Annotated in this window: 21 protein-coding genes; 12 read left to right on the top strand and 9 right to left on the bottom strand. The window is 37.7% G+C overall.

The window, feature by feature from the left end; genetic code table 11:
• Positions 1–61: 61 nt before the first annotated feature.
• The 7 genes from R2Q84_RS22890 (at position 62) to R2Q84_RS22860 (ending at position 10,447) form a co-directional block, all read left to right on the top strand.
• A complete protein-coding gene (locus tag R2Q84_RS22890; protein ID WP_316818932.1) occupies positions 62–2,083 on the top strand; it encodes a helix-hairpin-helix domain-containing protein in 2,022 nt (673 codons plus the stop codon).
• Positions 2,083–3,951 carry a ComEC/Rec2 family competence protein gene (locus tag R2Q84_RS22885; RefSeq protein WP_316818931.1) on the top strand — a complete coding sequence of 623 codons (1,869 nt, stop codon included), beginning with the start codon at positions 2,083–2,085 and terminating at the stop codon, positions 3,949–3,951. Before R2Q84_RS22890 ends, R2Q84_RS22885 begins: the two co-directional genes overlap by 1 nt.
• An 8-nt stretch (positions 3,952–3,959) precedes the next feature.
• Entirely contained in the window at positions 3,960–4,739 is a 780-nt protein-coding gene (locus tag R2Q84_RS22880; protein ID WP_316818930.1) for an enoyl-CoA hydratase/isomerase family protein, read from the top strand.
• A gap of 21 nt (positions 4,740–4,760) precedes the next feature.
• Positions 4,761–5,438, top strand: a complete 678-nt coding sequence (locus R2Q84_RS22875; protein WP_316818929.1) for a hypothetical protein — start codon at positions 4,761–4,763, stop codon at positions 5,436–5,438.
• Between the two features lie 178 nt (positions 5,439–5,616).
• Positions 5,617–7,317 carry an LTA synthase family protein gene (locus tag R2Q84_RS22870; RefSeq protein ID WP_316818928.1) on the top strand — a complete coding sequence of 567 codons (1,701 nt, stop codon included), beginning with the start codon at positions 5,617–5,619 and terminating at the stop codon, positions 7,315–7,317.
• Positions 7,318–7,321: 4 nt separating this feature from the next.
• A complete protein-coding gene (locus tag R2Q84_RS22865; protein WP_316818927.1) occupies positions 7,322–9,499 on the top strand; it encodes a S9 family peptidase in 2,178 nt (725 codons plus the stop codon).
• A 78-nt stretch (positions 9,500–9,577) separates the two neighbouring features.
• Positions 9,578–10,447, top strand: a complete 870-nt coding sequence (locus R2Q84_RS22860; RefSeq protein WP_316818926.1) for an aldose 1-epimerase family protein — start codon at positions 9,578–9,580, stop codon at positions 10,445–10,447.
• Here R2Q84_RS22860 and R2Q84_RS22855 read toward each other — a convergent pair.
• The 3 genes from R2Q84_RS22855 to R2Q84_RS22845 all read right to left on the bottom strand — a co-directional run bounded on the left by R2Q84_RS22855 (position 10,444) and on the right by R2Q84_RS22845 (position 14,852).
• Positions 10,444–11,643 (bottom strand): GAF domain-containing sensor histidine kinase, encoded by a 1,200-nt coding sequence (locus R2Q84_RS22855; RefSeq protein WP_316818925.1) that lies wholly within the window; start codon positions 11,641–11,643, stop codon positions 10,444–10,446. The genes R2Q84_RS22860 and R2Q84_RS22855 overlap by 4 nt on opposite strands.
• 63 nt (positions 11,644–11,706) lie before the next feature.
• Complete coding sequence (locus R2Q84_RS22850; RefSeq protein ID WP_316818924.1) at positions 11,707–12,498, bottom strand: DUF4249 domain-containing protein; 792 nt, start codon at positions 12,496–12,498, stop codon at positions 11,707–11,709.
• A 23-nt stretch (positions 12,499–12,521) separates the two neighbouring features.
• Positions 12,522–14,852 (bottom strand): TonB-dependent receptor, encoded by a 2,331-nt coding sequence (locus tag R2Q84_RS22845; RefSeq protein WP_316818923.1) that lies wholly within the window; start codon positions 14,850–14,852, stop codon positions 12,522–12,524.
• A gap of 51 nt (positions 14,853–14,903) precedes the next feature.
• On the opposite strand from R2Q84_RS22845, the gene R2Q84_RS22840 reads away from it, so the two are divergent.
• A complete protein-coding gene (locus R2Q84_RS22840; protein ID WP_316818922.1) occupies positions 14,904–15,722 on the top strand; it encodes an alpha/beta hydrolase in 819 nt (272 codons plus the stop codon).
• An 81-nt stretch (positions 15,723–15,803) separates the two neighbouring features.
• Here R2Q84_RS22840 and R2Q84_RS22835 read toward each other — a convergent pair whose 3' ends face one another.
• Positions 15,804–16,292: an Lrp/AsnC family transcriptional regulator gene (locus R2Q84_RS22835; protein WP_316818921.1), complete on the bottom strand. Its 489-nt coding sequence runs from the start codon at positions 16,290–16,292 to the stop codon at positions 15,804–15,806.
• A gap of 26 nt (positions 16,293–16,318) precedes the next feature.
• On the bottom strand, positions 16,319–16,978 hold the full coding sequence (locus tag R2Q84_RS22830) for a hypothetical protein (protein ID WP_316818920.1): 660 nt from the start codon (positions 16,976–16,978) through the stop codon (positions 16,319–16,321).
• A gap of 136 nt (positions 16,979–17,114) precedes the next feature.
• Between R2Q84_RS22830 and R2Q84_RS22825 the strand changes: the two genes are divergently transcribed.
• Positions 17,115–17,999 carry an alpha/beta hydrolase gene (locus R2Q84_RS22825; protein WP_316818919.1) on the top strand — a complete coding sequence of 295 codons (885 nt, stop codon included), beginning with the start codon at positions 17,115–17,117 and terminating at the stop codon, positions 17,997–17,999.
• Between the two features lie 4 nt (positions 18,000–18,003).
• Here R2Q84_RS22825 and bioA read toward each other — a convergent pair whose 3' ends face one another.
• The 3 genes from bioA to R2Q84_RS22810 are packed head-to-tail and all read right to left on the bottom strand — an operon-like array spanning position 18,004 to position 20,689.
• Positions 18,004–19,272: an adenosylmethionine--8-amino-7-oxononanoate transaminase gene (gene bioA / locus R2Q84_RS22820; RefSeq protein WP_316818918.1), complete on the bottom strand. Its 1,269-nt coding sequence runs from the start codon at positions 19,270–19,272 to the stop codon at positions 18,004–18,006.
• Positions 19,269–19,709 carry an NUDIX domain-containing protein gene (locus tag R2Q84_RS22815; protein WP_316818917.1) on the bottom strand — a complete coding sequence of 147 codons (441 nt, stop codon included), beginning with the start codon at positions 19,707–19,709 and terminating at the stop codon, positions 19,269–19,271. The genes bioA and R2Q84_RS22815 overlap by 4 nt, the downstream gene beginning before the upstream one ends.
• Positions 19,710–19,711: 2 nt before the next feature.
• Positions 19,712–20,689: a cation diffusion facilitator family transporter gene (locus R2Q84_RS22810; RefSeq protein ID WP_316818916.1), complete on the bottom strand. Its 978-nt coding sequence runs from the start codon at positions 20,687–20,689 to the stop codon at positions 19,712–19,714.
• A 136-nt stretch (positions 20,690–20,825) separates the two neighbouring features.
• Here R2Q84_RS22810 and R2Q84_RS22805 point away from each other — a divergent pair, with 136 nt between their 5' ends.
• Complete coding sequence (locus R2Q84_RS22805; protein ID WP_316818915.1) at positions 20,826–22,019, top strand: pyridoxal phosphate-dependent aminotransferase; 1,194 nt, start codon at positions 20,826–20,828, stop codon at positions 22,017–22,019.
• A gap of 108 nt (positions 22,020–22,127) precedes the next feature.
• On the top strand, positions 22,128–22,685 hold the full coding sequence (locus tag R2Q84_RS22800) for a methylated-DNA--[protein]-cysteine S-methyltransferase (RefSeq protein WP_316818914.1): 558 nt from the start codon (positions 22,128–22,130) through the stop codon (positions 22,683–22,685).
• Positions 22,686–22,698: 13 nt separating this feature from the next.
• On the opposite strand, the gene R2Q84_RS22795 is transcribed toward R2Q84_RS22800, so the two are convergent.
• Entirely contained in the window at positions 22,699–23,940 is a 1,242-nt protein-coding gene (locus tag R2Q84_RS22795) for an ABC transporter permease (RefSeq protein ID WP_316818913.1), read from the bottom strand.
• Positions 23,941–24,113: 173 nt separating this feature from the next.
• On the opposite strand from R2Q84_RS22795, the gene queA reads away from it, so the two are divergent.
• Positions 24,114–25,163 carry a tRNA preQ1(34) S-adenosylmethionine ribosyltransferase-isomerase QueA gene (queA, locus tag R2Q84_RS22790; protein WP_316818912.1) on the top strand — a complete coding sequence of 350 codons (1,050 nt, stop codon included), beginning with the start codon at positions 24,114–24,116 and terminating at the stop codon, positions 25,161–25,163.
• Positions 25,164–25,193: the final 30 nt, after the last annotated feature.

Here is a 25,193-nt window from a genome sequence, read left to right as displayed (position 1 = left end):
CGTTAATATTTTTTTTATCCGATAATTTCTACAGTGATTTGTCTAATTTATACTAATCGCTATGAGATTTCTATGTTTGCTTTTTTGGCTACACTGCAATTTGGCAGCAAACGCTCAGGAAGACGATAAAATAAAAGATGTAATAGAGGCCGTCACAGCACACAACCTGGACGATGAAGACCTTTCTGAGTTATCAGAAAGGTTAACTAACCTTCGCAGACATCCCATAAATCTTAACAAAGCAACACCCGAACAGTTAAAAAGCCTCTTTCTTCTCTCTCCTCTCCAAATCAGCAATTTCTTTGCTTATAGGGCTAAAACCAAATTTATGGATCCTTTGGAACTTCAAGCGATTCCTGGATTTGACATTCAAACGATCAATAGTATCTTACCATTTGTCACCTCAGCCAACCTCAGGGATTACGAGGGACTGAAATTCCACGATATGCTGAATGCAGCAAACCACGACTTAATCTTAAGATACAGCAGTCTGATGCAACGGCAAAAAGGTTTTAACGACTTACCAGGTAGCAAGTACTTAGGGACGCCAGAAAAACTACTTTTCAGATACAGATATAATTATCAACAGATTGTATCGGCCGCTCTGGTTATGGAAAAAGATGCAGGAGAACAATTGTTCAATCGGAAAACCGGAACAGACCATATTTCCGCGCACCTTGCATTATTCAAGCTTGGTAGAATCGAAAAGCTTGTTATAGGCGACTACAGCATGCAATTCGGGCAAGGTTTAACTTTGTGGTCGGGTTTTGCCTTTGGAAAGGGGCCTGACGTAACTAGTGTAGCAGCTAGAGATATAGCCATAAAACCTTACACTTCTGCGAATGAAAGTACTTTTTTTCGTGGACTAGCCAGCACTCTTAGTCTTAAAAAAAATATCTATCTGAGTCCATTTATTTCCTACAGAAGACTTGATGCGAGCTTAAAAGCTTTGCCAGATGGCACGTTCAGTCTTTCAAACATCAATATTAGCGGCCTGCACCGCACACAAACAGAACTAAAAAATCAAAGATCACTATTGCAAAAAGTATACGGAGGAGTATTACAGTATTTAACCGACAACATAAGCATTGGCATAATCGGCTATCAATCCCATTACGAACACCAGTTTGTCACCGGTACACAAGATTACAATAAGCACAGTTTCAAAGGAAAGAAACTTACAAATACTGGAATATACTACAATTACACATTAAGAAACATCTACTTATATGGCGAAATAGGGCATAGTATAAATTCAGGAAAAGCAATGATTAATGGAGCTATGGCTAGTTTATCACCTAAAATCTCATTGGTAGTCCTGCATCGAGGCTACGCCATAGACTATCACAGCTTCTTTAGCAGGGCGATAGGTGAAGGAACCGAAGCTAATAATGAAAACGGTTGGTACACCGGGCTAAACTATAGCCTTATGAGAAATTTAGTACTGTCCGCATACGTAGACCTCTTCAGATTTCCATGGCTAAAATATCGGGTGGACGCCCCTTCGGCAGGACATGAAGTACTCGGCCAGCTCATTTATACAAAAGGAAAAAAATTCAAAGCAACGATACGATTTAAAACCGAACAAAAGCAACAAAATCCAGATACAGAATACAAGGACAACAACTTAGATCTGGTAAACAAAGAGAATTACCGTTTAGAATGGAACTGGAAAATCAACCAAAAGATCAACTTCAATCAAAGAACAGAAATAACTAAATATCAAAAAGGTATAAATAAAAAAGAAATCGGATACATGAGTTATCTGGACTTTAGTCATACTCCGCTATCCTCAAAGATTTCAGCCAATATACGCCTGGCATTTTTCAACACCCCATCTTACAACAGCCGGATTTACGCTTATGAAAACAACGTACTTTACGCCTCGGGATCAGGCGTATATTCTGGAAAAGGATTCCGGACATTTATAAACGCCAGGTATAAGTTATCAAAAAAATTAGATATCTGGGGTCGATACGCACTTTTTTCCTATCAGGATACAGAGACCATAGGATCCGGACTAGAAGAAATAGAAGGCAATATAAAATCAGACGTCAAGTTACAAATCAGGTATCAATTCTGATGAATAATATCCATACGACCTACAAGCAGGAAATTGTATTTGCAAGGATATTGATCCCTTTTACACTAGGCATTATCAGTTTTTATGGAATTAAAGATACCCGTTTTTTAAACTTACTCATCCTGATAAACATAAGTTTATTTACTTACCTTCTTATGGAGAGATTTGTTTATAAAAAGGGAAAAATCACTAAGCACAAAGGTACAAAAGGACTAATACTTCATCTACTACTATATTTTTCCGGAGGATTATCTTCAACATTATATAATCAACATATCCATACTGATTATTATGCATTTAAAAAACAAAAATACTTAAAAATAAGAATTTCTAACGAACCCGAAATCAGACAAAATATAATTCTGTTCAATGCTTTTGTGAGCAAATCAGCGGACAAAAAACAGCCTTTAAACTCCACAGAAAGCGACAGCTTCGTGTTTAAGCCTGCATTTGGAAAGATTAAGCTTAGTATAATGAAAAATACAACTGATTCATGCACTTTGAAATACGGAGACGAGCTGATTATACCCGCAAATTTCATAGAGACACCCCCTGCCTTAAACCCGTCGGAGTTTGATTTCAAAAGTTGGTTAGCTGCAAGAAACATTTACCATCAATCTTTTTTGAATCAGGAACAAATAGTTAAACTAAATACCAATACAGGAAACGCACTACTTCGTTTTGCTATACAACTAAGAAAAGAACAGGTAGACGTTTACCGTAAACTGATTAAAAACAATGATGCGTTTGCTGTAGCCACCACTTTAATATTAGGTTATAGAGCTGATTTAAGTGCTGAAATAATGAACATATACTCGAAAACAGGCACTATACACGTATTGTCCGTATCAGGTATGCATGTAGGCTTATTATATTTTGTTTTGAATTCTTTACTATGGTTCCTAAATAAAACACAAACCGGAAAGATAATAAAAGCGCTTTTTATTCTCTCCAGCATTTGGTTCTACACCCTACTTACCGGCTTCTCTCCTTCTGTTCTACGTGCCTCCATTATGATTTCCATCTTTATTGTCGCCAGAATATTCAGTAAAAATACAAATAGTTATAACATTGTCGCATTTGCTGCATTTTGCTTATTGTTATACAATCCTTTCTTCATTTGGGATGTAGGCTTTCAACTTTCATTTATAGCTGTGATCGGCCTGATTTATCTACAGCCTAAAATCCAGAACTGGGTTCCCATAAAGCACCCCTGGCTGGCTAAAATCTGGAGTATAACCGCCATGTCCTTAGCCGCCCAATTGGCAACCTACCCATTCAGCGTCTATTACTTCCATCAGTTCCCTTTATACTTTTTGGTCAGCAACCTGTTTATCACGCTACCTGCCGCTTTAATTATGTATATTGGAGTAATTATACTTCTTTTTAATTTTAATGCCTTAGGACCGCTATTTGAATGGTTACTCAATTTCACAAATGCTGGCTTAAACCAAATCGCAGGGCTACCTTTTTCGGGAATAACAGCAATATGGCTCAGCAAAGCTGAGCTCATATTGCTTTGCCTATCGCTTATATTATTCATCACCGCCTGGGATAAAGTCAACAAACAACTGCTCTTCACTTCACTTATTACTTTCTTCAGTCTTCAAAGTCTGATTACATATGATAAAATCCAGTCATTCCATCAAAAAAAGACCGTCAGATATGTACTGAAAAAAAATTATGCCTTTGCTGCGATTTCCGCTCATCGAGCTGTCTTGTATACAGACCTTAAGCCAGGATGCAAAATTTATAATCACGCAGTTAAACCAGCGTTAGATCAGCACAGGGTAACTGAAATTACATTCAAAGCGGTAAATGTTACCACAGATTTAAAAGACAATCTTATCTTTGATCAACATAACTGAATATTTGTATGACGGAACCGCTGGTTTTATATGCTGTAAGTGAAAGAATAGCTACACTATCCATTAATCGTCCTGAAAAGCGCAACGCACTAAACCCGGAACTTGTTGCTCAACTTACCGCAGCCTTCGAAAGGGCGAAGGAAGATAAAGAGGTGAAAATTATTATCTTAAAAGCCAACGGCAATACTTTTAGTGCAGGTGCAGATCTCAGTTACCTCCAGCAGCTTCAGCAAAACACTTACGAGGAAAATCTTGCCGATTCGGAAAACTTAAAGAACTTATTTACGACCATCTATTATTTACCCAAGGTAGTTATTGCCCAGGTTGAAGGTCATGCAATTGCCGGAGGATGTGGCTTAGCGACAGTTTGCGATATTATATTTTCCGTCCCGGAAGCAAACTTTGGTTATACGGAAGTAAAGCTCGGTTTTGTACCCGCTATAGTTTCGTGTTTTTTATTGCGTAAGACCAGCGAAACCATTGCAAAGAGAATTTTGCTTACTGGTGCATTGTTTAGCGCTCAAGAGGCTTTAAACTACGGTTTAATCACTTTTGTAACAAGCAGGGAGGATATCGGTCTTAATGTAAAAAATTTTGCATTAAGTTTGTGTAATGAAACTTCTGCTAATTCGTTAATGGTTACAAAACAACTTATCGGCCAGACAACCAATCCTGATCTCGACAGGAGCCTATCAGAAGCTGTGCGGATCAATGCCAGGGTTAGGGAGACGGAAGACTTCAAAAAAGGTATTGCTGCCTTTATCAGCAAAGAAAAAATTAACTGGTAAACTAAATTATTATTTAAAAATATGTTTAAATCGATCAAAACTGGAGTTCTGGCTATTATTTTAATAGGAACTGCGATTATAGCTAAAGCCCAAAAAACTTTTGAAGCCGGAACAATTATTTACGGTGTTGAATACCTCCTAACCGATGAACAAAAAAAGACGATTGATACATCCATACTACCCTCGGAAAGTAAAGTTGAATTTAACGGAAGCCTTGCTAAAGTTCAGGTAGACATGGGCTTGGGGATTTTAAAAATAATTAACGATGCATCTGTTAACAATGCTCTTATTCTGGTAGATATCCCGATGTTACAAAAACAATACGCAGCAAAAATGTCTAAAGAGGATCTGGATAAACAAATGGGCTATTTAATATTCAGCGATTTTAAGGCAACCGGAGAAAAGCAGAACGTTGCAGGTTACAATACAGAAAAATATACCTACAAAGACAATAAAGGCGCAGATTATGAATTATGGGCTACAACAGAAATAAAACTACCGAAAGGCGCTACCCCTCGTGGTTTTACGGAATTAAAGGCCACAGCTATTAAATTCATGAATATACAAGATGGTGTTAAAACACTTACAACTTTAAAAAACATCCAGAAAGGAAATGTTGGACCGTTTTCAATTGAAGTTCCAAAAGGATATGAGTTAAAAACGATAGCTGAATTAAACGCTTTGAGGGGCGGCAACTAAGCCTTTTAATATAATGCTAAAAAGTCTTCTTTTCTTTCTTCGCTTCTTCTTATTCTGGCTGTTATTTTTTTTCATCGACCGCCTCATATTCATACTCATCTATCATCAAAAGCTAGCTAATGTACCCTTTGGGGAAACAATAGCCAGTTTTTATCATGCTATCCCCTTAGATCTATCCATGACAGCCTACATCGCCGTTATTCCACTTTTAAGCTATATTTTCTGGCTTTTAAATGGCAAAAAGGTAGTCGAACTAAAGTGGATATCTGTATATAACCTTATACTGGTATTCATTTGCAGTGTGTTGTCGGTTGTTAATTTCAATATTTATCGTGAATGGGGAAGTAAAGTAAATGCAAAAGCCATGAGTTTTGCATTATCTTCACCAAAAGAAGCCATGGCTTCCAGTGCATCTTCTCCCCTCGGTCTATCTATATCCTTATTGATCCTTTTAGCTGTCGTAGGTTTTTTTCTGCAACGTTATGTGGTTTCAAGAAAACTAAACTTCACAGCAACCCCTATCTGGTTAAGAGCTATAGTTTGCTTTGTTTTAGTTGCAGCAAATTTTTTATTGATCCGTGGTGGACTGGGTGGATCACCAATTACACAAAGTATGGCTTATTTCTCGAAAGAGCAATTGTTAAATAATGCCGCTGTAAATACAGAATGGAACCTCATATCAAGTGTCCTGGCTGCTAAAATGACTAAAAAGAACCCTTATTTATATCTGGATAGTCAAAAAGCCAGTAGCGATGTTAAAACCCTGTATACCTCAGTAAAAGACACTACTATTAATATTCTGAATACCAAACGGCCTAATGTTGTTTTGGTTATTATTGAAAGTTTCACTGCCGACTTAACAAAAACCCTTGGCAATGAAGATGGCATTACACCTCATTTTGATTCTCTCATCAACAAAGGTGTTCTATTTACAAAGATCTACTCTCCTGGTAACCGCACAGATAAAGGCTTAATTGCAACACTTGCAGGCTTTCCTACCCTCGGAACAGGGAGTATCGTTAAATGGCCTGAAAAAATGCAGAAAATACCGGCCATCTCTCAGTCACTATATAAAATAGGTTATAAAACCTCCTTTTTCTATGGTGGAGAATCGGAATTCGACAATTACAAAGCTTTTATCCTAAGTCATGATTACCAGAAGCTGACTGACAAGAATAATTTCACAGGTAACGAAATGAAGTCACGTTGGGGAAGATTTGACGAAGTAGTATTTGACAGGCAGCTGAACGAACTTAATAAGGAAAAACAGCCTTTCTTTTCTACCATTCTGACCCTTACCAACCATGAGCCTTTCGAAGTGCCGGGAGCATCTAAGTACGGAAGATCTGATAATGTAGCCAAGTTTAAAAGTACCGCCTATTACACTGATTCATGTATCAATGTATTTATCAGCAATGCAAAAAAACAAGACTGGTACAAAAACACTTTATTTGTATTCGTAGCCGACCACGGGCATTTATTACCAAAAAACAGTTACGATATATCAACTCCTCAACGTTACCACATCCCACTCTTGTTTTATGGTGATGTAATTAAAGACGAGTTTAAAGGATATAAGTTTAATAACGTTGGCAGTCAGACCGACCTGGCAGCAACCTTACTTGCTCAACTCGATCTTCCAACTAAACAATTTGAGTGGAGTAAAAATCTATTAAATCCTTACAATAAGTCTTTTGCTTTTTTTAGCTGGGATAATGGAATGGGCTTTATTGATAACCAGCAATGTGTTACATTTGATAATGTAGGTAAAATGATCTTGTATAACAGTGATGAGAAGAACACTGCATATACTTCAAAAACACTTGATCACGCTAAGGCGTACCTACAAACTGTATATCGTCAATTTATAGAACTTTAATAAAATGAACTTCAGAAACATCATTTTTAAGCTGTCATTAGTCGTACTTATAGGCTTTTACGGGAAAATTTCTGCGCAAACAAAACCTGAACTCAGGTGGGCAAAAGATGGTAATGCTTATTATGAGCTGATGGATGGCGAATTGGTTTCCGTTTCACTTCCAGCTAATGAACGCAGTATTGTTGTTGGCCGCAACTTACTTTATGGTAGCGGAACTAACCCTGGCAGGATTGTCGACTTCGATATATCCGAAGATGGCACTAAAGTACTCATTTACACCAACAGCAAAAAAGTCTGGCGTTATGAGACCAGGGGAGATTACTTTGTAGCCGATTTAAAAACCAACACACTTACACAGGTAGGAAAAGACAAACCAGCTTCATCGTTGATGTTCGCTAAGTTTTCGCCAGATGGTAATAAAGTGGCTTATGTAAGTAAACACAATCTGTATGTGGACGACCTGCAAACGAAAAGCAGCAAGGCTTTAACTACTGACGGGACAGACAGAATCATCAATGGAACATTTGATTGGGTATATGAAGAGGAATTTGATTGCAGAGATGGCTTCAGATGGAGTCCAGATGGCCAATCTATCGCCTACTGGCAAATCGACGCAAGGAAAATCAGAAACTTTCTGATGATCAACAATACGGATTCTATTTACGCATTTACCATTCCGGTTGAATACCCTAAAGTTGGACAGGATCCCTCGTCCTGCAAAGTTGGTATTGTTAATATCGCTAGTGCACAAACAAAATGGTTAGACATTCCTGGAGATAAAATTCAAAACTACATACCAAGAATGGATTGGATCCCCAATACCAATGAAGTGATTTTACAACAACTGAACAGAGAGCAAAATGTAAGTAAACTTTTTGTAGCCAACGCCGCAACAGCAACAGCTGAAAATATCTATACTGAAACAGACAAGGCCTGGATAGATGCTGCAAAAGAATGGAAATGGATAAATCAGGGTAAAGAGTTTATCTGGTTAAGCGAGAAAGATGGGTGGCGCCACGCTTACCGCATCAGCAAAGATGGCAAGAAACAAACTCTAATCACTAAAGGAGATTTTGATATTATTGAAACTGCTCTGGTAGATGAAAAAAACAACCTGTTATATTACATGGCCTCTCCTTTAAATGCTACGCAAAAATACCTGTTCAAGGTAAAACTAAGTGGCGGTGGAAAGCCTGAAATGGTTACACCTTCGATATTGCCAGGCACACACAGTTACGAAATTTCCCCTAATGCTGTATTTGCAAGACATACTTACACCAGTGCTGTTGTACCTCCTATTACAGAATGGATGCGTTTAACGACACTAAATCCACTTACCATGGCAGGTAGTATCACCAATCAACTGGGCAGAATAAAGCCACCTAAAAACCAGGTTGAGTTTTTTAAAATTACAACTGAGGATGGTATTGAATTAGATGGCTGGATGAAGAAACCTGACAATTTCGATCAGACAAAAAAATATCCTGTAGTATTTTATGTGTATGGTGAACCAGCCTCACAAACCGTTACCGATACTTATGGCGCCGGTCGTAATTGGCTATATGCCGGTGATATGCCAAAAGATGGCTATGTATATATATCGATTGAAAACAGAGGTGCTCCCGCTCCAAAGGGGCGCGAATGGCGCAAAAGTATTTACAAAAATATAGGTACACTCAACATCCGTGACCAGGCCATGGCGGCTAAAAAAATTATGGAATGGCCGTTCATTGACAAAGACAGGGTTGCTGTATGGGGCTGGAGTGGTGGTGGTTCATCAACCTTAAACCTGATGTTCCAGTATCCGGAAATCTACAAAACAGGCATTGCTATCGCAGCTGTAGGCAACCAGTTAACTTACGATAACATCTACCAGGAACGTTATATGGGTTCACCCCTGCTAACAAAAGAAGCTTACGTTAAAGGCTCTCCGGTTACTTACGCGAAGAACCTTAAAGGCAATTTACTTTACATACATGGTACAGGTGACGATAACGTGCATTATCAAAATGCAGAAATGCTTATTAATGAACTGATAAAAAACAGAAAAGTGTTTCAAATGATGGCTTACCCAAACAGAACACATAGCATTAATGAAGGTGAAGGCACTTCAGAACATTTATCACTTACTTATACAAAATTCTTACAACAAAATTGTCCTCCCGGGGGAAAAAACAAATAGTAAAAAGAAGCCGCATCAATAAGAATGCGGCTTCTTTTTTACATAAGATTTAGCTTATTTTAGTGTAAATTTACTTACATGATTTTTCTGGAAAATGATTTTTTAAAAGCTTCCTTTAGCAGTAAAGGTGCTGAACTACAAAGTTTGATTTATAAGCAGAACGGAGTCAGTTATATATGGAACGGCGATGCTAATTATTGGGCTAAGTTTAGTCCCGTACTTTTTCCAATTGTAGGTGCACTAAAAAACAATACCTATTACTTTGAGGAAAAAGTTTATGAGTTGCCACGACATGGCTTTGCAAGAGATCATAATTTTGAAGCGTTCCTCATCAGCGATACTGAAGTTGTTTTCAAGCTTTCTCATAACGAGGAAACTTTAAAGAACTATCCTTTTCAATTTATATTACAATTGCGGTACACCCTAAAGGGATCATCATTATCCTGCAAATACGAAGTAACGAATCCCTCTGGCAATAGTTCTTTGTACTTTTCAATTGGCGCACATCCCGCCTTCGCTGTGCCCTTAACAAATAACCTGCAATACACAGACTATTTCCTTGTGTTTAATAATGACCAGGTATTATCAAGTTATAAAATCAACGATAATCTTTTAACTGATGAAACCGTTGAAATCGACTTAAAAGACAGCAAACTCCCATTGAACCACGAGCTGTTTTATGGTGATGCACTGGTTTTCAAATCGCTAAAAAGCGATTGTATCTCCATTTGCTCTGACAAAGACACACATGGCCTTCACTTCAAGTTTAAGGACTTTCCGTTTTTCGGGATCTGGGCTGCAAAAAATGCGAATTTCGTGTGTCTTGAACCCTGGTGTGGTATTGCCGATGGGATAACACACCAACAAGACCTGAAGCACAAAGAAGGGATTATTCAACTCGCCCCACAACAAATATGGGATCGAAAATGGGAAATAACAGTCTTTTAGATTGATGTAAGTAGTGGCAGTTGGATCGTAAACCTTGATCCTTTATCTTTACCCTCACTCTCTGCAAATATTAAACCTCCGTGTGCCTCAACAAGTACCTTTACGATAGACAGACCAAGCCCTGTAGAATTTTCCCCCCCTGTAGGTTGTGCACTCAGGCGTGTAAAACGCTGAAACAATAGTTTTTTATCTTCGATAGTTAAGCCCGGACCTTCATCTTCAACAGAAATAAACACTTTATTATTTGAATTACGTAATTTAACATAAATATTTGTGTTTAATGGAGCATACTTGATTGCGTTGTTAATCAGATTGTCTACAACCTCGTTTAGACGACCTTCATCTGCTTTCACAAAAGCATCCATTTCACTTTCAAAATGAATATTTTGTCCTTTTCTTTCGGCCAAAGGTTGATTCATTGCAACCACATTACTGACCAGATAACTTACATTTAGCTTCACAAGTAAGAGTCTTACTTCACCTGCTTCCATACTGCCCGATTGCAATAGTTCATCTATGATTCGAACCATATTTAAACTTGCAGTTTTAATATGATCACACATGGTATCGACAACATCAGGATCGTGTTTTTTAAGCTTAATAAGATCCGCACGAACAGGTATCGTTGTCAGTGGATTTTTCAAATCGTGAGCAGTGGTATGTAATATTTGATTGTGGCGGGCTACAGAAAGTTTTGAAGTCAGTCTTAATTCAATCTGCTCCATAGCTATATCTCTCAGATCTCTTAAAACCTCCTGCTCATCTACAGTTAATGATCTGGGCGCTCTATCTATAATACAAAATGCCCCTAAATTGAAGCCGTCTTTTGTTTTAAGTGGATATGCTGCATAAAACCTCAGACCAAAGTCGCCCACAACCAATTTGTGTCCAAGCGTTCTCGGATCGACTGCTGCATTTTCAACCTGGTAAAACTCTTCTGATAAAACAACTGTAGTACACAAGCCCTCTTCACGTTCCATTTGCTGTACGTCTAGTCCGTACTTAGATTTGAACCAAACCCGATCCTTATCAACAAAACTAATGATAGCCACAGGCACTTTCATCAACTGAGCAGCAAGCTTAGTTAACTTATCAAAAGTTTTATCTGGAGGCGTGTCCAGTATATCATACTTTAACAAGGCTCTCACCCTTTCTTCTTCAACTGAAATCAGTTCTTGATCTGTGTACGTAGCCATGAGATTCTTAATAGAGATATGATAAAGTTAACATTTGTTCTTTCTTAATGCAAATTATAATATTTACTTGATCACAACAGAACGTTTACTACTTGTATAAGCATTAAAAATACCTAAAGCCCCGTTATTAAAATTAGATACCGGGTTTGAGGGAGCTACCGGAGGCCCTCCTCTACCATTATTTTGTCCTAAACTGTAAAAATAACGATAAACATTACGGTCAATACACTGAAACTCTACGTCTAATTTCTCTCCGGCACCTAAATCTTCTACTTCATAATAAATCACATCCGAAACGCTGTTACCATTATTAAAACGATCTTCGCTCACCATATCCTCCTCAATTTTACCCTTTACTGTTAAAATATAACGGTACTGATTTTGGAAAGCCGCAGGGTCATTATAGTTAACAGCAACATATGTATCTTTTGTGCTAAAAAAATTAAACTGTTTAAATGTAAGTGAATCCAGGACTACGCGTCCTGGCATGGTAGAACTTGCCGTGTAAGTTTTACCTTCCAAAGTAACATTCAATACATACATATTACCAGGCACACCCCTGGTTTTTACACTTTGGTATATCCCTTGCGAAACCTCATTATAAGTGACGGTGCTACCATTTGGTCTTGTTACCACCACTTTCGCGCCGCTAACTCCGTTAAATTTGTTTGGCTCAGTAAAATTATTAGTCCTGGAAATCTTTACCACCTGATTTTCATTTTGATCACTTATTCCTCCATCAATAACCAGAACGGGAGCAGAATTATCCAGTTTCAATTCAATCACCTTTTCACAACCACTTAAAAGCAGTCCTGTGACAAGAGATACAAGCACACATTTTTTTACAATACTCATTATTCAATTAAATCAAGCAAAGATTAAAACTTAAAATTCCAGGTTACCGAAGGTATTATTCCAAATAGTGTTGTTTGTACGGCCTGAGTTCTGGATGGATCATCTGGGTCATCCTTAAAATCAATTGAGAAAGGGTTCTTTCTATTGTACAAATTATATATACCAAAAGACCAGCTCGACTGAAGTCTTCTACCCGGCTTACCTTCAAGCGTAGCAGAAACATCCAGGCGATGGTAATCCGGTGTACGGTAACCATTTTTTTCTGTATAATAGAAAACAGTACGTTCGTTAATCTGATATTTCCCGCTCGGAAAAGTTACCGCATTCCCCGTATTATATACAAACACAGAAGAGAAGGTCCAACGTTGGCCTGCCTTGTAAATACCTACAATAGACAAATCATGTGTTCGGTCTTGTTTGGCGTAAAACCAGCGACCACCATTAATGGCGTCAAACTGGCGCTGTGTACGCGACCAGGTATATCCAACCCAGCCATTAAATTTACCAAACCGTTTTTTAAAAAATAACTCCAAACCATACGCTCTACCATCTCCATATAGTAAATCTGCTTCTACATTTCCATTGCCCCGCAAATCGGTACCACTTCGATATTCTATCTGATTTTGCATCCATTTATAATATATTTCGGCAGAAAACTCATAATTATCATCGTTAAAATTCCTGAAATATCCGGCAGCAATCTGATCCGCAATTTCTGGTTTTACATTATTGCTGTTCATAATGTAAAGATCTGTTGGCGAAGTCGAAGTGGAATTAGACATCAGATGAATATTTTGTACGTTACGTGTATATGCTGCCTTTAACGAACTGGAACTGGTAAGCTGATAACTAGTCGATATTCTTGGTTCAAGATTAACATAGCTTTTTATAATTTCTCCAGACTTATAAGGCACCTCACCAATGGTGTTACCTTCCGCATCATAAGATTTGATATTCGCTGGTCCTATTAATAAAAAACTGCTTAGACGTAAACCATAAACAAGATTCATACGTTTGCTTACCGACCATTCGTCAGAAATATATGTGGCTAAGTCTAATCCTTTGCGGTTTTCAAAATTAGTTTCATTTACACTTGAACTTTCTGTTGCTGTTAACCTCCCGGGTGCTATGGTATGATGAATTGCATTAACACCAAACTTTAAATTATGATTGTTACTGAGACTGTATTCGAAGTCCTGTTTTAAATTAAAGTCTTTAATAGAAGAGTTGACTTCAAAATTATTCTCTTCCATAAAGTTCTGAATCACATAATTGTAATTACTATAGATTAAAGAAGTGTTAGAGAAGAGCCTGTTGCTAAACAAATGATTCCAGCGGAGCGTGACTGTACCGTTTCCCCAGTTAAAGCCAAAAGTCTCGGAAAGTCCTAACTTATCCCTACCAAAGTACCCTGAAAGATAGAGTGTATTTTTTTCGTCCAGCTGATAATTTGCTTTTGCATTCAGGTCATAAAAAAAAAGAATATTGCCATTTACAGCACTATCTGATGACAGCGCCAAAAAAGCATCCATATAGGTTCTTCTTGCACTTACCATAAACGATCCTTTATCTTTTACGATCGGTCCTTCCACCTTCAAACGTGATGAAATCAGTCCAATTCCACCTTCAGCTGTAAATGTTTTTCTATTTCCATCATTCATTTTAATATCAAGTACTGATGCCAGTCGGCCACCATATTGCGCCGGCATGCCTCCCTTATATACGCTAACGTCTTTTATCGCGTCGGAATTAAAAGTAGAGAAAAATCCAAGTAAGTGCGAAGCATTGTAAACAGGTGCCTCATCTAGTAGAATAAGATTCTGATCGGTAGAACCTCCTCGTACATAAAAACCGCTATTCCCCTCTCCTGCTGATTTTATTCCCGGAAGGAGCTGTAACGTTTTAAGGACATCCCGTTCCCCCAATAGAACAGGTATATTGTTAATTTCCTTGACGTCAATTTTCTGAAGCCCCATTTGTGGACTACTTACGTTTTCATTTCTTTTCGTTGCTGATATCACGACCTCATTGAGCTGATTGTCTTCTTCCAAAACAAAATTAAGCCTGGTATCCTTACTAATCTTAATCTTCTGTATGACCGTTTTATAGCCAATAAAACTAACTGCTATTTCATATTCACCCTCCTGACTCATAATGGAATAAAATCCATAGGAATTCGTCATTGCCCCTGAGTTAGAAGTACCTGTTAATTTAACACTGGCCCCGATTAATGTTTCGCCTGTTTTCTTATCAGTTACATTTCCATTAACAATACGTTTATTTTGAGCAGATACAAGACCGATTTGAGTAAAAAAAATAAACAGGATCAGAACAAGGCTATTGGTATTTGGCATAATTACATCATGAATTGTAAAAATAGAAAGATTTCCGGTACCTTACATGTTATGAAAGAATTCTATTGGTCTTATCAGCAAACAAATTTTCGCGGAATCAAATGGCAACCGGAAAAATTCAACAAGGTAATGATCATTGTTCACGGAATTGGAGAACATATAGGGCGTTATGACCATGTTGCGACATTCTTTATGGAGCAGGGTTTTGCTGTTGTGGGTATCGATCATTACGGTCATGGTAAAACTGACGGACTTCCAGGAGCTTCCAGAGGCCTCGAATATATGTTCGATTATCTGCAGAAATTTTTGCTTCATGTCAAAACAGAATTCAATAAACCGGTAGTAATGTTCGGACACAGCATGGGTGGTGGCGTACTGACCGGCTTTCTATTAAAACGTCAACCAGAAATACTGGCGGCTGTTATTTCAGCCCCAGCCCTCATTATCGGTACACGTCCGGGCCCTTTACTCAAAGGGGTACTAAAAGCTATTACTTCAATTGTGCCGAACGTTCGCATTCCTCAGGGTCTCGATATCAACAAAATATCTCACGATCAGGCAGCAGTAGAAAAATTCAGAAACGATCCATTGCGACACGGAAAAATCAGTTTTAGACTGGCGAATGATATGATTCAAAATGGTACCTGGTGTCTTGAACACGCAAGCGAGTTGCATGTTAAAACACTATTAATTCATGGCAATGCTGATGAGTTTACCGCCATAGAAGGGTCAAGGCAATTTGCAGCGTCTGCCCCTAAACAACTACTTACTTTTAAGGAATGGGATAACCTGTATCACGAAATGCATAATGAACCGGAAAGCAATGAGGTATTGAACTATGTTATGAACTGGCTAAAGCTACAGAACTAATAAACCTTAGCTATTAACCAGCGGGTAAACACTGACCCACCCACTGGTTAAAAGTACACCATCTTAAAGCGTACTACTCCTTTAATTCAAATCGTCGAATAAATGGCTAAGATCCACATTATGTGCATCCTCCATCTCACTTAACACAAAAAATGTTGTGATGTTGCAAACACTATTAATATTAGACAAAGTATTGATCAAAAAATGATGATAGTCCTGCATATCTTTAGCCACCATATGGAGTAAAAAATCAAACATCTCATTTACATGATAGCAATTGTAAACCTCAGGAATATCTTTTATTTGTTCAGCAAAATAAGCCAGGTTTTCATTATTATTTTGAGATAAACGAACGCCTGTAAAACAAACTAAATTCTTATTTACCATACTCTTATTTAAAATAGTTATATATCGCAGAATATAACCATCACTTTCCAGACGTCTGATTCTGGCACTTACAGCACTAGCTGATAAATGAATTTTATGCGAAATTTCCCGTGCACTAATTCTCGCATTCTTTTGTAACTGGACCAATAGGTTAAGGTCGAATTTGTCTAATTTGAAAGCCATATAATTTATTGTTGTATGGTGGCAAGTTAAATGAACTCCATTATAAAAAAAACTGTCTGTAGATACTTTTTCGCTTCACTTTTCTTCTTAGCATACTCTCCTCTAAGTCTGCTCAGATAAGAAGGTTGCATACCAAGAAAACTCGCTATGTGTTTAATTGCAAAATATTGTTCTATTTCGTTTCCAAAAAACTTTAAGAACTCCCTGTACCTTTCTCTTGGTCTCAACTTCAGCATACACATCCTCTTCATTCCTTCCGGTCTATCCCTGGCCAGTATTTTATTGATAAGTTTAATCATTTTCGCTTCATCCAATTCTAAAGCATCAAAATACTCCTTTTGAAAAGGGACAATTACAGTCCCGGCAGCTAACTGAAGATCGAAAACACCTGGTAAATCTAGAAAAACACACTCTCTTACAAATAGTATTTTTCCTGGTTTGCAAAAATCTATTGTGTCTTCCACTTCTACACCATCTTCATTAGTTTTCACCTTAAAATAACGGCCATATCCGGACTGAAGCCAGAATACATTTTTATTCAGCTCCCCTTCCTTCACAAATGTGTGTTTTTTCTTCAAAGTCTGCGCTTCCAATAATGGAGTTTCCATTTCACATAATTTCGATTCCTCACCCAAATGGCGACATAGGTAGGTCAATAAATTTTCACCACCCCTTTTACAATTCATACAATTTTTCTTCTCATTCATGTGTTTTTTTCTTCAGAAATTACGTATGTTTCAACAAAGCATCCACACTAACGAGTAAATTTCTTTTTTAAAAACATAAATTCAATATTTTGGTTTATAAATAAAACATATCACCGTGAATTACAAAACGCTATTTTTAACAGGGCTAATCATTTTATCTGGTGTCACCACCTTCTCTCAGATTAAACAAACGTTTACCTACAGTAAAAAAGACAGTCAGATTTTAAAACTGGATGTATACAGTAATCAGGATCTACGCATAAAAAAGCCGTCTATAATATTTTTATTCGGCGGCGGATTTGTTAAAGGCAACCGGGATGATAGTTTTTACCAACCTTATTTCAAAAAACTGGTAGAGAATAATTACAAAGTCATTTCCATAGATTATCGATTGGGTTTAAAAGGAGAAAAATGGCCAACAGTTTTTAATACAAGTGTACTTAAGAATGCTATATCTTATGCTGTAACCGATCTGTATGATGCCACTGTGTATCTTATTAAAAATGCTGAGGAAATCGGCATTGACACATCAATGGTAATACTTTCTGGTTCTAGTGCAGGAGCTGTAACGATATTACAGGCTGACTGGGAAAAAAGGAACAACACCTCTATTTCCGAGGTGCTTCCTGGTAGCTTCCAATATAAAGGTGTGATTGCTTTTGCAGGATCCATTTTAAGCTATAAGGGCAAACCTAAATACGAAACTCCACCAGCCCCTACCATGATGTTCCATGGTACAGACGACAAAGTGGTTGTTTACAACAAGATAAAATTATTCAACCGGGGAATGTTCGGTTCCAGATATCTGGCTAGCTATTTTAAAAAACAAAAATACCCATATTATTTCGAGTTTGTGCGCAATATGGGACACGAAGTTGCTGGTACACCAATGCATGATAAGCAGGATGAAATTCTCTGGTTCATCCACACTTATATAGGGCAGAAAAAACCATTTCAAATAGAGGTAGAATTCAATAACCTACAGGAAAAAGGTAAATAGTTTTTTATATTTCTTCTAATGCCTTTAAAATGGTTTTATAAATATATGCCAGATCTTCATCACTGATTACATACGGTGGCAATATATATAAGACATTACCTAAAGGGCGTAATACTATACCACGTTCCAGAAAATAGAGATATAAGTTATCCCTTAGCCCACTCAAATATGTAGTATCGTCTCCGGTTTCCCATTCCATAACCAGAATCGTCCCTCTCTGCCTTATGTCTTTCAGCTTAACATGTCCTTTAATGCTTTCAGCAAATGCAGCATGCCTGGTTTCAATTCTTTTTATATTTTTCAAGGTCTCAGGCTTCAGTAAAATATCCAGACTTGCCAATGAAGCTGCACAAGCTACCGGATTTGCCGTGAATGAATGTCCGTGATATAAAGTTTTAAGTTTATCATCACTTAAAAAGGCTTCAAACACCTTACTATTACAAGTCGTTACACCCAGGGGCATAGTTCCGCCAGTAAGCCCTTTAGAAAGACAAAATATATCAGGTTTAGCTGTCAATGCTTCGCATGAAAAATATTTGCCCGTACGCCCAAAACCAGTCATCACCTCATCTGCAATAGTTAAAATTCCGTGTTTCTGACAAGTTTCTATGAGCTGATCAAGATATTGCGCTTCATACATCAACATTCCACTGGCACCAAGTACCATAGGTTCAAAAATAAAACAGGCAACTTCGTTAGAAAGGTAGTTGATTCTTGATTTTAAACTTTCAATATTTTGCGCATTGGGCAGCTCTATAAATTCTACATCAAATAACAACTGATTAAAAGGATCGGTAAATATGCTACGTCCACTAACAGACATGGCACCAAAAGTATCGCCATGATAGGCATTTTTAAAAGCAATAATTTTCTTTCGTGTCTGCTTACCTATGTTTCCCCAATACTGGAGGCACATTTTTAAGGCAACTTCAACAGCGGTTGAGCCATTATCCGTGTAAAAAACCTTAGCCTGCTCTCCAGGTAATAAGGGTAACAAACGTTCTGCAAGTTGCACTGCAGGCTCATGTGTAAACCCTGCGAAGATCACGTGTTCAAGTGTATTTAACTGCTCAAAAACCTTAGCGGCAATATGTGGATGTGCATGGCCGTGAATATTGACCCACCAGCTTGAAACAGCATCTATATATTTTTTACCATTTTCATCATACAGATATACACCTTCCCCCCGAACAATAGGGATGTGTGGCAATGGATTCTTCATTTGTGTATAAGGATGCCAGATTACTTTTGCATCACGTACTATTAAGCTCATAAATCGTACTGTTTCAATAAAAATTCTACTGCAGTCTTGTCTGTTTTAAAAGTCACATCTTCGGTATTTAGTTGATCAAGTGGTATCCACCTGAAAGACTGTAACGTTCCCTCGTTAAAATCAAACGGTACTGTCTTAAAATCGAGCAATAAGGGATGTTTCTCTTTTACCAAGTAATAAATGCTCAAAATCTGGCTATCATTAAAAGAAGATTGCTCATAAAAATCAGTTGTATAAAGGTGACTAAGCACTTCAATTTTAGCATTACACTCCTCCATAAACTCCCTCTTAAGGGCATCTACAAGCCCTTCCCCCAACTCAAGTCCCCCACCTGGAAATTTGCTAAAAGTGCGTCCGCCCGACTGTTCATCGCTTACCAGCACCTCGTTTTTATGGTTTATCAATAAACCGTATACCCTAACATTAAAATAGCTCATTATTATTGGTCAAAATGTTTTTGGTTTTTAGTGGCATTTTCTATTGTCCACATGATCTCAGCTCTAAAATCCTCTCCTCTTACCGGACATTCTTTCATCTTACAGTAGTTACAACAGGCTGGCAGACAAGGATCCGCATGAATAAAAAGTTCCGTTTTACGATCAGCCTTACCGTTTATCATCCTGTCGATTTCAGATATTTCCTGATGAACGTGGTTCAAGTCAAAATAATAAGGAAGCGTAATGTGACAATCGATGTGTAAATCGGCCCCGTATTGCTGGGCTCTTAAATTATGTACATCAATCCATGGGTCTTTTCTGTTCTTTTGAAGAATATCGATAATACCTTTTACCAGATCAACATTACTTTCGTCCATAAGTCCGCCAACAGAGCGCCTGGTTAACTTATATCCATTGAATATGATATACAGTCCTAACACGATAGAAATAACGCTATCAAGCCAAAAAACACCTGTCAGCTTAATTAGAAGAATCCCTAAAACAAGTCCGGCACTCGTAATCGCGTCTGTCAGCAAATGTTTACCATCAGCTTCAAGTGTTATGGATTTATGATTCTTTCCGGTGCTAATTAAATAATAGCCAAGAATAAGGTTAACTAATCCGGTAACCCCAATAATGGTCGCACCCTCGATAAGCTGTACTATGGGTTTGGGATAGAGCAAATCGTAACCTGATTTAAAAACGATAATAACCCCGGCAATGGCAATCAATACCCCCTCAATAAAAGCCGAAAAAAATTCTACTTTCCCATGTCCATAAGGATGGTTTTTATCCTTAGGCAAAGTGGTTAGATAAATGCTGTAAAAAGCAAAGCTACTGGCTAATACATTTACAATACTTTCAGCAGCATCGGTAAGTATCGCATTGGAATTTGTGAGGAAATAAGCGCCAAATTTAGCTAGCATAAGCAGTATACTTACGCACATGGCAATTAATATCGCTTTCTTTTGAGGTTGCAAATTGCTGAGTTTAGCAGCCAAAAATACTGTTTCCTTGTCAAATTATGATAAAAAGTATTTTTTTATAGTTTATAATACGCTTAGGTTTATATATTTGCTATTTCACAAAATAATATTTGCTTGCGCATTAATCATTATGACATTTTTATCAAAAAGAATCAACAACCTATCTGAGTCACAGACTATTAAAATGGCTAAGTTAGGAAGAGAGCTATCTGCAAAAGGGATAGACGTTATCAATCTAAGCTTCGGCGAGCCCGACTTTTTTACACCAGATGACGTAAAAGCAGCTGCCAAGAAGGCAATTGACGAAAATTACTCTTATTACACGCCTGTTTCAGGTTACCCTGAACTACGTAAAGCTGTTGTTGACAAGCTTTTAAACGAAAATGGATTAACTTATACTTTTGAGCAGATTGTCCTGTCTACAGGTGCAAAACAATCTCTGGCAAACGCAGTAATGTGCCTGGTTGATCCGGGAGATGAAGTCATAGTACCTACACCTTATTGGGTATCATACTCAGAAATGATTAAACTTGCTGAAGGAACAACAGTTTTCATCAATGCAACGGTAGACAACAATTTTAAAATTACAGGTGCACAACTGGAAGCTGCAATAACGCCTAAAACAAAATTGTTCATGTTCTCTTCGCCATGTAACCCTACAGGATCAGTGTACAGCAAAGAAGAGCTGGCTGATCTGGTTGCTGTATTCGAAAAATATCCAAACATCTATATCATTTCTGATGAGATCTATGAACACATCAACTTTGTTGGAAAACATGCTTCAATTGCTGAATTCGATTCAATTAAGGATAGAGTAATCCTGATCAATGGTTTTTCTAAATCATACGCAATGACTGGCTGGAGAGTTGGTTACATGGCCGCCAATAAAGAAATCGCCAATGCATGTGACAAATTGCAGGGACAGATTACTTCTGGTACTTCTTCAATTGCACAACGTGCTGCTTTAAGTGCTTATTTAGGCGGACTTGAATCGGTAAACAATATGGTAGGTGAATTCAGAAAACGCAGAGATATTGTTTACGCTTTGTTATCAGAAATTCCAGGGATCAAAGTAAATCTTCCTGATGGTGCATTTTATTTCTTCCCAGAGGTAAAATCTTACTTCGGTAAAAAGAACGGTGATGTGGTAATTAACAATGCAGAAGACCTTTCACTTTATTTATTAAATGAAGCACATGTATCAACTGTAACTGGCGAAGCCTTCGGTAATGAGGACTGCATCCGTATTTCTTATGCAGCTTCTGAAGAAAAGTTAAGGTTAGCTGTTTCCAGAATAAAAGATGCTTTAGCTAAATTAAGCTAAGCAATTAAAGGATAATATCCGGCAATTAAGCCGCTGAAGTAACACAAAGGGCCTGTATCATTAATTTGAACAGGCTCTTTGTAGTATTTTTGACTATAAAACAACTTCATGGAAACAAAAAATCATCTTTCCACCGTAATTACCATGACCGAGTTTAATACTCCCCTGGGCCCTATGCTTGCTGGCGCTACAACTGAAGGTCTTTGCATCCTTGAATTTAAAAACCGTATCAGGTTAGAAAAAGAACTTGCTGATTTACAGAAATTATTAGAAGCAACGGTAGTTTACGGAAAAAACAAGCATCTGGTACAAACAGAAACAGAATTAACTGAGTATTTTGCGGGAAGCCGAAAAACCTTTTCCGTATCTCTTCATACGCCTGGTAACGAATTTGCACAATCCGTTTGGAAAGCACTTCAGGAAATCCCTTATGGAAAAACCTGCTCCTACAAGGATCAGGCAGATCGGATGAATAATCCAAGAGCTATCCGGGCTATTGCTTCAACCAACGGACGTAACAGACTGGCTATCATCATCCCCTGTCACCGAGTAATTGGCAGCAACGGAAGCATGACGGGCTATGCCGCAGGCATTGACAAGAAAAAATGGTTACTAAAATTCGAAAGAGAAAACTCAGATATACCTGAAGGTAGTCTTTTCAAATAACCGGCGTTTTTTATCAGGAGCGAATTGCTTCAACAGGATCCAACTTCGAGGCCGAATAGGCAGGCCAGAATCCTGATATTGTTCCAATCGCAAATGAAACCCCGACACCAAGTGCTATATTCTTCCAGAAAAGAATCATGGTAAAACCCATAGCCCCTGTTATAAGTGTAATAAGGTACACCAATAAAATTCCAAGTGCCCCCCCCAATAAACATAAAGCCACTGCTTCAAATAAAAATTGTAGCAGAATAAAATAATTTTTAGCGCCTAACGATTTTTGAATACCAATGATATTGGTACGCTCCTTTACAGACACAAACATAATATTTGCGATACCAAAGCCGCCAACCAGTATAGAGAACCCCCCAATTACCCAACCCGCAATATTCACTACACGAAACATCTGATCCAGTTGATTCGAGGCGATTGTACTTTTATTTAAAGCAAAATCGTCTTCAGCACCGGGCTTAACTTTATGTACGGCCCTCATTGCACCTCTAATTTCACTTTCTATTTCATCAAGATCAACATATTCCTTTCCTCGCACAGTAATCGTCGGATCATACCGCCCACTTTCAACATCAAATAGTCCTTTTGCAAAATTTAATGGAATGAGTATATTTTTATCCTGGGACATCCCAAGCATGTCCTCTCCCTCTTTTTTAAAAACTCCAACAACAGTCAGTCTACGTCCCATCACCACAACCTTATTTCCGATAGCAGGCTCTCCATTAAACAAACCATCTGCTATATCTGCTCCTAAAATAATTACGGGAGACCCAGACCTGCCTTCATTTTCAGTAAAATACCGTCCTTCCTGAAAATCAATCATCCAGGTTTTATTGAAATCCTGAGAAGCAGCTTTTAAACCAGCACCTTCTACAGAGTTGCTCCTGTATTTGATGGTCCTGCTATCCGCATATATTTCGTAAGACACGCCTTCAGCGTGTTCCAGACGATCTTTAAGCGCATTGTAATCTCTAAGTGATGGCTCGGGCCTGTTCACATATTTCCACCAGGGATAATCACCAAAACCACCCCATGGCCATTTTTGCACAAAAATAGTCTTAGATCCAAGCTTATCTATACTATCCTGAAGCTTACTCCGAAAGGTATCCGTTGCTGTAAAAACAAATATAATTGCGAAAATACCAATAGTAATTCCCAATAAGGAAAGCATGGTCCTTAGTTTGTTTTGGCGTAATGCATCGGCAGCGAACCTAAAACTTTCTCCTATTAGTCTGAAAATAATCATAATTATTGTTTAGATCAAAACTACCCAAAAAGGTTACAGGAATATTAAATTATAAGCTAAAAAAAACATCAGGATAAAAAATAATAAAACTCTTTACATAGCTTATAAAGAAATGTACATTAATAAAGATAATATTTTGTAAATTTGCGCCCTTAAATATTACATTAAAACATATGAAGTTATCTCAATTTAAGTTTAATTTACCTGAATCGTTGGTTGCCAACAACCCTTCTGAACAAAGAGATGAAGCCCGTTTAATGGTTTTACATAAGGATAGCGGAAAAATTGAACATAAAATATTTAAAGATGTTTTAGAATATTTCGATGATCAGGATGTAATGATCCTGAACAACACTAAAGTTTTTCCTGCCCGTTTATATGGAAATAAAGAAAAAACAGGTGCTACAATTGAAGTTTTCCTATTGAGGGAACTAAATAAAGAACTTCGCTTATGGGATGTTTTAGTTGATCCTGCACGAAAAATCCGTGTTGGAAATAAATTATATTTCGGTGATGATGATCTTTTAGTTGCCGAAGTTGTTGACAACACCACATCACGTGGACGTACCATCCGTTTCTTATTCGACGGAACAGATGAAGAGTTCAGAAAAAACATTGAAATTTTAGGTGAAACACCATTACCAAAATACATCAAACGTAAAGCTACTGCTCAAGATAAAGAGCGCTATCAGACTATTTTCGCTAAACATGAAGGTGCTGTTGCTGCTCCTACCGCAGGATTACACTTTAGCAGAGAATTGATGAAACGCCTGGAACTAAAAGGCATTAACTTTGCTGAAGTTACTTTGCATGTTGGCTTGGGCACATTCAGATCGGTTGAAGTTGAAGATCTGACGAAACACAAAATGGACTCTGAGCAATTTATTATTGAGCAGAAAGATGCTGATATTGTCAACAAAGCAATTGAACGTAAAAAAAGAATTTGTGCTGTAGGTACAACTTCTATGCGTGCTATTGAATCTGCAGTTTCTTCTGGAAGAATGCTTAAAGCAGCTAATGACTGGACCAGTAAATTTATCTTCCCTCCTTATGATTTCAGCATTGCAAACTCAATGATTACAAACTTCCACACTCCTGAATCTACATTATTGATGATGGTCAGTGCTTTTGGTGGTTACGATTACGTGAGACACGCCTATGATGTAGCTTTGAAAGAAAAATATCGTTTCTACAGCTACGGCGATGCGATGTTGATTATCTAACTGATTTTTAGCGGTTATAAAATATAAGAT

It is taken from the genome of Pedobacter nyackensis, assembly GCF_032678475.1.
GTDB classification, from domain to species: domain Bacteria; phylum Bacteroidota; class Bacteroidia; order Sphingobacteriales; family Sphingobacteriaceae; genus Pedobacter; species Pedobacter nyackensis_A.
Note: the sequence above shows the minus strand (reverse complement) of the source record. Positions and strands in the feature narration are given on the sequence as shown.